This window comes from Nocardia sp. CS682, assembly GCF_004634405.1.
GTDB lineage: Bacteria > Actinomycetota > Actinomycetes > Mycobacteriales > Mycobacteriaceae > Nocardia > Nocardia ninae.
This window is the reverse complement of the sequence record NZ_CP029710.1, coordinates 2,773,232-2,787,018: the sequence shown is the minus strand read 5'-3', so window position 1 is coordinate 2,787,018 and position 13,787 is coordinate 2,773,232. Positions and strand designations below refer to the sequence as shown.

Annotated in this window: 5 protein-coding genes; all 5 read right to left on the bottom strand. The window is 65.2% G+C overall.

Features of this window, described 5'->3' with window-relative positions; translation table 11 throughout:
• Positions 1-291: 291 nt before the first annotated feature.
• The gene (locus tag DMB37_RS12450) at positions 292-1,653 is read right to left on the bottom strand and encodes a cytochrome P450 (RefSeq protein ID WP_240772369.1); all 1,362 of its coding nucleotides are present in this window, start codon (positions 1,651-1,653) and stop codon (positions 292-294) included.
• Between the two features lie 155 nt (positions 1,654-1,808).
• Positions 1,809-2,654: an SDR family oxidoreductase gene (locus DMB37_RS12445; protein WP_206055244.1), complete on the bottom strand. Its 846-nt coding sequence runs from the start codon at positions 2,652-2,654 to the stop codon at positions 1,809-1,811.
• Positions 2,655-2,668: 14 nt separating this feature from the next.
• Positions 2,669-3,019 (bottom strand): PaaI family thioesterase, encoded by a 351-nt coding sequence (locus DMB37_RS12440; RefSeq protein ID WP_240772521.1) that lies wholly within the window; start codon positions 3,017-3,019, stop codon positions 2,669-2,671.
• 501 nt (positions 3,020-3,520) lie between these two features.
• Positions 3,521-5,089 carry an NAD(P)/FAD-dependent oxidoreductase gene (locus DMB37_RS12435; protein ID WP_135232829.1) on the bottom strand — a complete coding sequence of 523 codons (1,569 nt, stop codon included), beginning with the start codon at positions 5,087-5,089 and terminating at the stop codon, positions 3,521-3,523.
• Positions 5,090-5,123: 34 nt separating this feature from the next.
• Positions 5,124-13,595, bottom strand: coding sequence for a type I polyketide synthase (locus DMB37_RS12430; RefSeq protein WP_135232828.1), 8,472 nt, complete (start codon positions 13,593-13,595; stop codon positions 5,124-5,126).
• Between the last annotated feature and the right edge of the window lie 192 nt (positions 13,596-13,787).

Sequence of the window (13,787 nt, the reverse complement as noted above, 5' to 3'; positions counted from 1 at the left end):
CGGCAGGTCTAGACGATAGATTATCGAATGCAGCCGGGCACGCGTAGAAATCTGACCTCGGATGAGTTTCCACTTGGCGGCGGATCGGGGTCCAATCACGATTTCCCCCTTACCCTTGCAGATCGGGTCTTACCAACCGCGCATCAACAACGGCGTCATTGCCGCTGGCACAGCGCTTATCGTAGAAGGGTCCATTCGACCGAACTCGACATCATTCCTTGTCCCCGAACTCAGGCTAGCACGTCGGTACCGGACGCGGTCTGTGATCTTGCGTCTGGTGGAATGGCTGTTTCAGCTGGTTGCCGCTGAGGTCGGTGATGTTGCTGGAGTGCGGATTTCGGCGCGCATGTACAGGCGTCGGGGGTGCAGCGTCACCGCAAGGGCAGGCCGCATATCGTTGCCAGGAAGCGCACGCAGGCGCCAGCGGGCGGCGATAGTGGCCAGCGCAATAGCGGCCTCGTCGAGGGCCAGCAGGTCACCGATGCATTTGCGGGCGCCGCCGCCGAAGGGGATCAGTGCGTTCTGCGGTGGCGGTGTGGTGGTATCCCAGCGGTCGGGGTCGAATCGATCGGGTTCGGCATAGACGTCAGGACAGTGGCCGACGAGGTAGCTGCTGTAGGCGACGATGGTGCCCTTCGGCAAGCGGCATCCGCCCAGCTCGGTGTCCTCGGTGACGTGCCGGGTGAGCAGCCACGCGGGTCCGCGCAATCGCAGTGTCTCGGTGATGAAGTGGCCGACGAGCGGCAGGTCGGGCAGATCGTCATAGGTGGCCGCGCGTCCCGCCAGCACACCGTCGACCTCGGCATGCAGGCGCCCGGCGATGTCGGGGTGCCGGTCCAGCTCGTACAGCGCCCAGGTGAGCGCATCGGCGGTGGTGTGGGTGCCCGCATTGAGGAAGGTGATCATTTGATCGCTGATCTCGGTGTCGGACAAGCCTTTTCCGTCGGTGTCGCGGGCATCGAGCAAGGCGGAGAGCAGATCTCCGTGGTCCACGTCCGCGGCGCGGCGGGCGGCAACGAGGTCGCCGAGGGTGCCGCGCAGCCGCTTGATGGATCGCTGGTAGGCGCGGTTGCCCGGGGTGGGCAGCCGGGTCAGCAGCTGCGGGACCAGGCTGCGGCGGAAGACTCCGACGAAGATGGCGTCGATATCGTCGATCGTCTGCGCCGCCGTGGATTCGGGCACCGCTCCGGAGAATACGACGGTCGCGGTCGCGTTCGCGAACTTCCCTGTCTCCATGAGGATGTCGAGATCCTGCCCGGATTGCCAGGCGCTGGTGATGGCATCGATCTGCGCCGAGATCGACGCCGCGTACGCGGGCAGCCGACTGCGGTGGAAGGCCGGTTGCAGCATGCGGCGCTGCCGTCGATGTCGGCTGTGTGGGCACGTGACAAGTCCGTCGCCGAGCGCGCGCCGACCTTGTTCGAACAGCGTTCCGCCGTCCTTGTCGAAGATTCGGTCGTGGCGCAGGACGTGCTGCACCAGCTCCCGGTCGCAGACCAGGATCGCCTCGAGCGGTCCCAGCTCGAAACGGACCAGCGCACCCTGGGCGGGGAGCGCGGAAAGGAACCCGAGCGGATCGCGTACCAGCGGCAGCAGATGCCCTATCAGCGGCAGCCGCCCCCGGGCCATGGGTATCGAAGCGATGGATTTCACTGTGCACCTGCCAGATTCGTGGTCAGAGCAAACTTCGGAGCGGGGTCGGCCGGCATTGTTTGCCGCGGGGTACGACGACGCTGAAACCCCGCTTGTCGGGCAAGGCCGTCAGGCGACGGCGGCAGGGCCGTCGCCTGACGAATCCGTTCGCGAACCTAGCTTTGCGAACCATAGCTGGCGAGGTGATCAGGATTGTCGACGAATTTGCGCATCTCGGTGAACATCTGCGCCGCGCCGCCGAGCGACCACCCGCCATCGACGGGAATGAGTGCGCCGGTGACGTAACTCGCCATCGGCGAACTCAACCAGAGGCAGCAGTCGGCGATCTCCTGCGCGGTCCCGTATCGGGCCAGCGGCACCGACTCGGTGATGACCTGCTCGATCTGTGGAGTTGGCGCCAGCCGCGCCATCCCCTCGGTACCGGTGATCGGACCGGGAATGACCGCATTCACTCGGACACCGGCTGCGCCCCACTCGATCGCGCACACTCGGGTCAGCATGTCGACCCCTGCCTTCGCCGAGCATGCGTGCACCTGCATCGGCATGGGGATCGATGATTGCGGTGCGGAGATGGTGATCACCGACGCGCCGGGTTTGCGGAGGTGCTCGTACCCCGCCCGCAGCACGTTGTACGTGCCGGCCAGGTCGATGCCGATGACGGCGTTGAATGCGTTCGACGACATGGCGGTGATCGGCGCGGGGAAATTGCCCGCCGCACCGGAGACAAGGACGTCCAGTTCACCGAATTGGTCCCGCGCTGAGGTCAACGCCGCGGCGACGGCGTCGAACTCACGCACGTCGGCAGCGAATCCGAGCACCGAGCCGCCGTGCTCGCGCAGTTCGGCGACGGCCGCGTCGACCTTCGCCTGTTTACGGGACAGCACGGCGACACTGGCTCCCGCCTTCGCATAGGCGTGTGCGATGCCGAGATTGATACCGCTCGTACCGCCTGCTACGAAAACGCTGCGGCCCGAGTAGTCGAACGGCTGACTCACAGTCATGGGGTTCCTCTGCATTACGAAGTCGGCACGGGCAGGACTTGCAACGTGCACGTCGCCGTCGCCACCAGCTTGTCGGATCCGTTGTGTGCTTCCGCGGCGAGGAAAATGGCCGTTCGTCCACTTTTGCGCACCACGGTGTGCAACCTCAGCCGTTCGCCGGCGAACACCGGGCGCAGGTAATGCGTCGTCATGTCCAAACTCGTCGTCGGACCGCGCGCGGTCAGGTAACTGAGCGCCCCGAAGAGGTCATCGATCATCGCCGAAAGAAATCCTCCCTGCAGCAGGCCGACGGCGTTCGCGTACTGCAGCGGCACTTCCACTGTCGCGGTCAACGATCGAGCAGGGACGTATTCTTCGAACTGCATGTCCAAGGTCTTCGTCGACGGCGGAGGAAGCAGGAGGTTGACTCCGGGTGGGGTCGGAAAACTGCGAAGCATTGCGAATGTGTGCTCGAGGATCTGTTCGTGCCCGTGGATTGCGTCATCGCTCATGAGTGCATCCTTCGTTATCGCGGCTGCGTTGCGCCGCTGTCAGAAATGATTCCAATATCGTGTTGAACCCCGTGCACGTGCGACGGCATGCCCGGCGCCGGGTACCTCGGCCCGCTGCGCACCAAGCCGCGGTGGCCCGGTCCCCGACCTTTGGATGAACAGGGGCGGCGCGGTGGATTCTGCGGTCATAGCCCCTCCTCACCCCGAACGATGGCGGCGTAGCGCTGTGGCATGAGCTCCTGGCCACCCCTTCCCGCAGCGCGAAACTTACGCTCCGCCAGCATGATCAGTTTAAGCGTCACTGTCGTTTCCAGTGCGAAACATCGACGAAGGAACTCGGGGCGGTTCTGCACGCCGTTCGCTTCCGGCCTGCCGTTACCGGACGACGGTCGCGGTCGGCTCCGGCTGGGGGAGGTCGTATCTCTTGGCGAGTTCTCGCTCGAACGACCCCGCCCACGATTCCAAACGGTCGACATTGCGCCGCATGTCGCGGAAGCACCGGTCGGCGGTCTTGTCGGTGATCAGGTCCAAGTGCAGCTGTGTGCAGATGGGTTCCTTGCTGTACTCGAGGAACATGTACTCGTCCGTCGGACGGGTTTGCGTCGCGAAGCCCCGCAGGTTCGCTTGCATGCGCTGCTGGATGCCATGGAATCGTTGTGCGATGGGATGGAATTCGGCGGCCGCGTCTTCGTCGGCGATCAGGCCGCGGAAGAGCAACTGGGCGGGCAGTGCCCAGTAGAACGAGGTGTCCCAAATGACCTTGGTGAACATGGCAGGAGCGTGTCCGAAGATCGGGTAGTTGTTCAAATAGACCGGAAAGTAGCTCTGCCAGAGATCTTCGAGCAGCAGCTGGTTGTACGTGTCGGCGACAGCCTCGGTCAGTTGGCCTTTGCGGTCGAGTTCGATCATCCGCGTGGTGATGGTGTTGGTGTAGGCGATCCAGTCGGAGCCCGGGCTGTAGAAGGCGTCGAGGAATACGGCTGCCTCGCCGACACAGGACCATCGATGGTGCGAAAACGCTTGCTTGGAAAAGTAACTCGCGTTGCGCACCTTGAGGAAGTCGATGATCTCGGCCTTCTCGACGAACTTGGCGAGCGTCGGTTCGTATTCGTCGAGCCAGCGGCGGGCCTTCGTCTCGGTCGAGTAGGTGCTGAAGGGGTGGACGTTCTCGTCGGTCACGATGCCGACGCTGGTGTTTCCCGACGACAGCGGGATCATCCACACCCAGTAGCCGGTACCCATCAGGTGATTGGTGGAAAACCACCGGCGCTCCTGGGTTTTCGGCGTCCAGGTCGGGCTGGTGGCCGCCGCCATCTTCTCTACGTCGTATTCACCGCGGAAGCGCCACCAGGCCGCGTTGATCTTGTGTGCGCTCGGCGTGCCCAGGCCGAGTTTGCGTTGGATCAGCCGGTGACGCCCCGAGGCGTCGACGATGAAGCGCGCCCGGACCGTGCGTTCGGTGCTTTCGCCTTCCAGTTCGTAGTGGACGACGTGATCCTCGTCGTCGCCGGCCAAGTCGACATCGGTCACCTTGGCCAGCTCGACGAGATCGACACCGAGTTCACGAGCGCCGCGCCGCAGCTCTCGTTCGAGGATGCCGCGGTCGATCTGATACGAGTGCACGCGCGGGAACCGCCGCGAACCGATCTCGGGCCGGGCCTCGAAGGGGCCGCGGGCATCGCCGAAGAACAAGCGCAGCCCGAGCTTGGGCAACTGCTGCCTGTTGAAATGCCCTCTGAGGCCGAGCTGTTCGGCGAAGTAGTGCGAACCGGCTTCGACCGCCGATTCACCCACCTTGTAGGCGGCGTCGGGGATGTCGCCGGTGCTGCGTTCCAGCACCAGCACGGTGCAGTCGGGCATGGCCCGCTTGATCTGCCTCGACGCGGTCAGGCCGGCTAAACCCCCGCCACATACCACGACGTCGTAACGTTCGATTTGATTCATGATTCTCCGTTCACGCTGTTCATCCCCGTTGGAGCTAGTCGGCGCCGACCACGAGACCCGTGAAACTCGGGAAGGTGTTCTCGGCAGACAGCTCCTCGGCGATCGTTTCCATCACTTGCGGGCTTGCGTTCTGGATGAACAGATGGCCACCGGGAACAGTCGTGAGCGAGAAGCCGCCGATCGTCAGCTGCTCCCAGCCGCGCAGCTGGGTCGGCTCGAACAGCGGGTCTTCGGCACCGCGCAGGACCGTGATCGGAGCCCGCAACGTGACACCGTTGTCGAAGCGATAGTTGCCGAGCATCTTGAGATCCGCCCGTACCGCCGGTATCAGCGGCTTGACCGCCGATTCGTCGTCGAAGTGTTCGGCGAACAGACCGTTGTCTCGCAACACTTCGAGTATCCGGCTGTCCGATTCGCGGTCCAGGTCGAAGCCGTCGCGGATGTGTTTCAGGTTCCGCACGTAACCCTCGACCAGCTCGGGCGAGGGCCATCCCCCGATGATGAGTTTCATCGGGACCTCGGCGAACTGCTGCTCGAGGTACTTGGTGAGCTCGTATGCGATCAGCCCTCCCATGCTGTGGCCATAGATGACGAAGGACCGGTCGAGGTACGGCAGCATGGCATCGGCCAGCTCCGCGATGAACGCGGGCATCGAGTCGATCGGAACCTCGTCGATGCGGTTGTCCCGGCCCGGGTACTGGATTGCCACCACGTCGACCGTGTCGGGCAGGCTGTTCGCCCACGAGGTGAAGGCCGAGGCGCTGCCGCCGACGAAGGGCAGCGTGAATACGCGCAGCGTCGCTGTGTCGGATCGGCCCTTCGTCGCGCGGATCCAGCGCTCCGGGCCTGCGGGTTCCGCCCCGGAGGCGGGGAGCGCCACGGACCCGGTGTCGAAGACGTGGGCGAGGACATCGGTGGCGAGCTCGACCAGGGTGGGCCCGCGCATCAGGCCCATGGTCGGGAAGTCGATGTCGAGTTGCTTGGCCAGCACGTTGCGGATCTGGCCTGCCATCAGCGAGTCCATGCCGAGGTCGGTCAGTGAAACGTCATGGGCCAGACGATCGACCGGCATGTCGAAGATCCGCGAGATCTGCTCGGACAGTGCCGTCACCAGCCGCGCTTCTCGCGCGTCCGGCGCAAGCTCGATGAGCTCGGCACGCAGGCTCTCGGTACCGAACGTGGTGGCCGAGCCCGATCCGCCGTCGACGGCGAGATGCGCGAGCCGTAGCGAGCTGCGGAACGACGGCATCACCTGACTCATCATCACGAAGTCCACGCCGAATACGCTTGCGCGGCTGACACCTTGCGCCAGGCACCGCCCGACGAAGCCGCACGCTGTGTCCGGTGAGATCGCCTTCCAGCCCATCCGAGCGAGCGTGTCGAGCTTGTTGCGCACAATGAACCCGACCTCCCCGATGGCGCCCCAGTTGATCGTCAGGGCAGGCAGTCCGAGGTCGCGGCGGTGTGCGGCAAGCGCTTCCAGGAACCCGTTCGCCGCTGCGTAGTTGGCTTGACCGGGCGTGCCGATGTACCAGCTCATCGACGAGTACATGACGAAGGCGTCCAGGTCCAGCGCACGCGTGTGGTTGTGCAGATGCCACGCGCCGTCGATCTTCGGCCGCACGGCGCGAAGGAACTGCTCCTCGGTCATCTGGGCCAGCGCCACGTCGTCGAGCACCATCGCGGCATGGAAGACGCCCCGCAGCGGCGGCAGTTCCGACAGCCGATCCAGCAGCCCGACGACCTCGGCCTCGCTCGACACGTCGGCCCGTTCGAGCACCACATCGGCGCCTGCCTCCCGCATCGCCGCGATCACCGACTCGTTCTCGGCATCGACCTGGGCCCGGCGCCCGACCAGCACCACGGTGCCCGCGCCCTTGTCGACCAGCCATTGGGCGGTCCACAGACCGAATCCCGTGTATCCGCCCGTGACCAGGTAGGTGCCATCGGCAACGAACGCCTGGTCCGCACTCGCGGCCGGATAGACGAGAAGCTCTGTCTCCGGCTCGAACTCGACAACGACTTTACCGATCTGCTTGGCGCCCGCCATGTATCGGAACGCGGAGACCACGTCGTCGGCGCCGAAGTCCGTGTGGGGGAGCGCAGGCAGCGTGCCCGCCGCGACACCGTCGAGCACCTTCGTCATGGACTCGCGGCACAGCGCCGGATCTTCCAGCAGCAGTCGGTCGATGTCGATCGCCGCGTAGATGAGGTTGTTGCCGAACGGCTTCAGACCCAGTTTGTAGTTGTCGTAGATGTCCTTCTTGCCGATTTCCACGAACCGCCCTCGCGGACGGAGCAGCTCGAGGCTCTTCGGAATGGTCTCGCCCTGAAGGGAATTCAGCACGAGATCGACCCCGTCGTAGCGCTGTCGAATCGCGTCGGCGAACGCCAGCGAACGGGAGTCGAAAACGTCCTCGACACCCAGCGTTCGCAGGTATTCCCGCTTCTCCTCGCTACCGGCGGTGGCGATGACCGTGGCGCCGAGCAGGTGTGCGATGTGGACCGCGGCGAGCCCGACACCGCCGGCGGCGGCGTGGATGAGAACCCGCTCGCCGCGGCGCAGCCTGCCCACCTCCACCATGCCGTACCAGGCGGTCAGGTACGCCATCGGCAGCGTCGCGGCATCGGCGGCCGAGAGGTCCGCCGGTGCCGCGAAGACCCGCCTGGCATCGGCGACCACCACCGAGCCGAAGCACCCGCGAGCAAAGGCGACAACATGATCCCCCGGGGCAATGCCCTCGACCCCGGATCCGACCTGCGTGACAACTCCGGCGCATTCGACACCGAGGTTGTTCTCGTAGAACCCGCCGAAGGTCGCGCCCTCCGACAGCACCCCGAGCGACAGCATGACGTCCCGGAAGTTCAGGCCGGTGGCGAGCGGCCGAATGGCGACCTCGCCCGGACCGATGACCGGCACGGCCTGCTTTTCGAACCGAAGCTGCTCGACCCCGGGCTCGGCGGGAGCGGCCAGCGTAAAGGGCGTCTCGTCCGCCACGCGGGCGAGTGTCGCCACCGACGCCTCGAACTCGGCGAGCGAGACGTGCTCGAGGCGGTCGATGAAGCGCTCGTCCGCGCGGAAGGCGACCTCCTCGTCTGCGGCCTGCACATGAAGTAGCTCATCGAAGAGCTGAGACGCGCGCTGCCCGGCGTCCGGCGTCGCCGGGTCGAAGTCGATGATCTTCGCGGGCAGGGTGACCTGCTCGTTCAACAGCACCCGGAGAATTCCCCAGCTCGGCAGCTGTGCGGGCACGACGCGGTCGGTCTCCTCGATGATCTGTGCCCCTGCTGTCGCCACCCAGAACCGCGGCGCCTTGGTCCAGTCCAGCTGCTGAACCGCCTGCGCCAGCGCGATCACGCTGTAGGCGCCATGAAGTTCCAGCTCGGGCAACAGCTCGGTGGTGAGATCCGACCCCGCGAAATCCAGGTTCCACAGATGCAGCACGCCGGCCACACCTGCGGTGTGTTCACGCACCTGCTCCAACACGCGCTGCATATCCGCGCTGCTCGTCGAGTGCACCCGGAAACTCCGCGCGTCGAGCTGCTCGAAGGCCGCGCCGCGCGTGACGACGACGCTCGCGGCGCCTGCCTCCCCGAGCATGGCGAGATAGCGTTCGGCGACACCGTCCGCGTCCGCGAGGACGACCCAGGCACCCGGCTCGGCGTGCGGCTGATACGGCTCGAGGTCCAGTGCCTGTCCGCGCGCCAGAATCACCGAGTTGCCGGACTGCTCCGCAGTGGCTCGCTCGGAGAAGACCTGGACGTGCTCGAAGCCCGCGGTCGGCAGAAAGTTGCGCCATGCCGCATCCGACAGCAGCGGGTAGTCCGGCCGCAGGTCGTGGTCGGCGAACCGCCACCACCCCTCGGTCATCCCGAAGGTCAGGTCGACCCAGTGCGGCGACACCGCTCCCTCGACGATCAGGAGCTGCCCCTGCGACGTCAGCAGACGTTTGACGTTGTCGAGGGTGGCCCGCAGACTCGCGGTGGCGTGCAGCACATTCGACGCCACGACGAGGTCGAAGTAGTGCGGATCGAAGCCCTGCGCCTCGATGTCGGACTCGATGTCGAGGATTCGGTAGTCCATGAAATCGCTGTCGGCGAACCGCTGGCGCGCCTTGGCAAGGAACAGCTCCGAGATATCCGAGTACACGTATTCCGCACGCTCGGCAGGCAGCTCGGCGAGCACATGGCCGGTCGTGCCGCCCGTGCCCGCACCGATCTCGAGCACGCGCACCGGTCGGTCGCCCGGCAGGGCCCGTAGCAACTCCGCGACGATGCGGCGGACGATGCGATTGGTCTTCTCGAACGAGAACGAGGTCCCGTAGAGATCGGCGACCGATTCGAACTCGTCCTCCGGGAAGATGAGCTCGACCGGATTGACCTCGTCGCGAAGGACGGCGGCCAGCTTCGTGCCACAGCGCTCCAGCACTGCGAACTCGCTCGCGCATTCCGAATGCTCCACGCGCAGCCGGGCAAGTATCGGTCCGGGATCGACCCTGGCAGGCGTAGTCAGCACCCGCCACGTTCCGGCGTCGTCTTCGATGATCCCCTGCAGCGACAGCAGCTCGAGTACGCGACCGAGGTACCGCCGATGTTTCTCGTGTACCCCGAGCTCCCGCGCGACCTCGTCCAGGGTGAAGCGCCGGTCGATGGAGAAGTTCATACCCAGCTGGTAAAAGGCCTCGGTCACATAATCGATGCACAGCCGGTCCATATCCACTTCCGTCACCGCGTGGTAGTGGTTGTTGACCGACCAGTCGCGCAGCTCGGTGATCAACGGATCGACGGCTACGTGCAAGTCTTCTTCCGAGGGCAGGAAATCGGCTGGGATGCGTGTCTTCGCGTGTACCGGTGCCGGGTGCCAACGGAAGTCGTAGAACGACTGCAGGAGGTCGTCGCTCGCATCGGTACTTTGAGTGATGGACTTGAGTCGCATGCCTTCGAACTCGGCCACGATCGTTCCGTCGTCGGCGACGATCAAGAAATCGCCCTCGCGATACATCGGGTCCCCGTGCAGGCGTGCGTTTCCGTAGCAGTACACGGTACCGCTGGGCTTGCGGTAATAGCTGAACCGTTTGACCTCGACCGGAAGGAAGAGCGTTTTGGCTTCGCCGTCGGGACGATTACTCGGCAGGACGTCGTCGTAGACCATGGCGAGCGAGGTGATGCACGAGTCGAGCAGTCCGGGATGGAACGCATGGCGCGGCGCCTCGTCCGCGGCCGCCGACGGCGTCTCGAGCAGCGCCAGCGATTGGCCGGGGGCGTGCGTGAACTTGATGGCCGCCTTGAACGTCGCGCCCAATGACAGGCCATTGTGTTCGAGGTCGGCGTAGAAACCCGCAGGATCGACCTCAGCGCTGCACTCGGCCTGGAGTTCCGCGAGCGGTTTGGGGAGCGCGGCGGCGGGAGCATCGCGGCGGAGGGTCCCCAGCGAATGCAAACTCCAGTCCTTGTCGCCGTCCTGGCGGCTGTAAACGGAAAACTGCAGCGCCGCGGTCAGCACCACCTGGACCAATGGGGCCGGGCGGTTGTCGAAAACGAAGAGGGCGCGCCGGAACTCGACATCCTCGAGCGAGTACGAGCCCGCGCCGAACGCATCTTCCGCGCAGCCGATCACCATGTCCAGGTGTCCCGCCGCGGGAAAGACGATGGGCCCTTGGACCCGGTGATCGTCGAGCCACGGGAATCGGACCGGGTCGAGCTTCAGTTCCCATACGTGTTTGCCCGGCTCGTCGGCGACTGCGACGCGGCTCCCGTCCCCGACGAGCGGATGCCCCAGCGACGGGAATCGCTTGCCGCGTGCGGTTGCCTCTTCCAGCCAATAGCTTTCGCGCTGCCACGGGTAGAAGGGCACCGGCACCCGTTCGGAGATACCGTCGAACAGGGTGTCCCAATCCGGGTCGAAACCTGCCACATACAGCGAAGCAAGCGAGTTCAACAGGGTGACGTAATCGCTGTTCTTGCGATTCAGTGACCCGACGACAGTTCCCTTGACTTGCCGCTTGTCGAGCAGCTCCGCAATGGCGGTCGCGTGAATGGGGTGCGGGCCCAATTCGACGAACGTCAGGTGCCCGTCTTCGATCAGGCGATCGATGGTCGGCGCGAATTGCACGGGCTCGCGCACGTTGTGCCACCAGTACTCGGCATCGAGCGCGCCGGTGGGGGCGATGGCTCCGGTGACCGTGGAGTACATCGGAATCGTCGCCGGACCGGACTCCAGCCCGGCGAGCGAGGAGATCAGCTCGTCCCGCAGCGGATCCATGTGGTGGCTGTGGAACGCCACACTGACCTGGAGCATGCGGCAGAAGATCTTGTCGTTATTGAGCTCACGCTCGATTTCCGCGAGCGCGTCGGGGTCGCCGGCGAGGGCGGTCGACTCCGGGCCGTTGAGCGCCGCGACGGCCACCCGCCCGCGATACGCGGCGATTCGGTCCTCCGCCGCGTCTCGCGGCAGACCCACCGCGAGCATCTTCCCTTTTCCGGAGGCTTTCTGCTGCACCCGGCTTCGATGGAAGATGACCCGTACCGCGTCCTCGAACGACAGCGCCCCCGATACGCAGGCGGCGGCAACTTCGCCGATGCTGTGGCCGACGACGGCCGCGGGGACGATTCCCCAGCTCTGCCACAACGCCGCCAAGCCGAGCTGCAATGCGAACACCGCGGGCTGGGCGATGAAGGTCTCGCCGATGCGGCTGTCGGCCTCTTCGCGGCGTAGCTCCTCGGTGACGGTCCAGTCGGCGTACTTGCCCAGCTCGGCATCGACCCGCTCGATCGTCTGCCGGAACACCGGACTCTGCGCGAGCAGCTCACGCGCCATGCCCCACCACTGCGGACCTTGACCCGAGAACACAAAGGTCACATTCGAAGCGACGTGCCCTTTGACACCGCTGCGAACCGACTCCGGCGACGAGCCCGCCGCCACGTCGTGCAGGGCGGTGCGCAGCTCGTCCACGGACGAGCACACCATGGCAAGGCGATGGTCATAATGCGAACGCGTCTGTGCCTGCGTGGCCGCGATGCCGGGCAGCGCCGCAGCTGCCGTGGGATCATCGAGGAAGTCCGCGTAGCTGTCGGCGTACGCGCGCAGCGCGTCCTTCGACTTGGCGCTGAGACTGAACAGCACCGGCTCGTGCGCCGCACGCTCCGTTACCTTGTCCGGCTTCGGCGCCTGATCCGGCGGACCCTCGAGGATCACATGGGCGTTGGATCCGCCGAACCCGAACGAATTCACCCCCGCCAGGCGCGGCCTACCGGCAGGCCACGGTTGACGGGCGGTAGCAAGCTGCAGGCCCAACTCGTCGAACGGGATCGCCGGGTTCGGCTCCGCCGCGTGAATGTTCGCGGGGATCTCACCTTTGCTGACAACCAGGCACGCCTTGATCATTCCGGCGATTCCGGCCGCAGGCTCGAGGTGCCCCAAATTCGACTTCACCGCGCCGACGATGCACGGCCCGTTCCCGTTACGCCCGGCCGACAGCGCTTTTCCGAGTGCGCGCGCCTCGATCGGGTCACCGACCGGCGTTCCCGTTCCGTGCGCTTCGACATAACCGATGTCGGACGGAGCAATACCCGCATCACGACAGGCATCCGCGATCATCTGCGTCTGAGATTCCTCGCCGGGCACGGTCATGCCATTCGTGCGACCATCCGAATTGGTCGCGCTACCGCGGATCACCGCGTAGATATGATCGTCGTCGGCAATGGCCGCGGACAGCGGCTTCAGAATAACCGTGCCCGACCCCTCGCTGCGCACATAACCATCAGCCGACCGACTGAACGACTTGGACCGGCCGTCGGGCGACAGAAATGTCCCCTGACTGAACGCAATGGTGGTCTCGGGCAAGATGTTCGCGCCCACGCCGCCGACGATCGCCATCGTCGCCTCGCCGGAGCGGATACTCCGGCACGCAAGGTGAACGGCGACCAATGACGACGAGCAGGCCGTGTCCACGATCATGCTCGGACCGCGCAGGTCGAGCAGATACGAGACGCGGTTGGCCACAATACAGTTGGTGATACCGGCCATGGTGTGGCCGCCGAGCAGGTAACGATTCTCGGGATTGAGCTGAATGATCCCGTAATCATGGCCGGAGACTCCCGCGTAGACGGCAGTCCTACTACCGGCGAGGCGTTCGGGAACGATACCGGCATCCTGCAGCGCTTCCCAGGTCGTCTCCAGAAACAGGCGCTGCTGCGGGTCGATCCGCTGCGCCTCGAGCGGGGTGATTCCGAAGAAGTGCGCGTCGAACGCCGTGATGTCGTCGAGGTATCCGCCCGCGCGGGTCCGAAGATGCCCCGGACGGGCCGCATCGCGGTCGTAGAAGGCGGCCTTCGTCCACCGGTCCGCCGGGACATCGCGAATGGCATCCCGCTCCTCGAGCAGGAGTTGCCAGAAGTCGTCGGTACTGGCGATTTGTCCTGGGAACCGGCAACCGATCCCTACCACGGCAATGCCCTCGTGTGCGGTCGCTACGTCCTCGATCGTGGAACTCTGCATAGAACTCATCGCGTTACCTTTGTTCGTAATACATGCATCAATGCGCCGAAAGGTATGGCCGATTTGCCGCCATCGACGGACGAAGCCATCCCCAACACGTCGTAGAAATCGATGCCCCTCGAGAAACGTCCAGCCGGCTCGGGAGGGGAAACATCTGTCGATGGCTCGAAATATCGGACACGACAGGCTTATTCGAGCAGC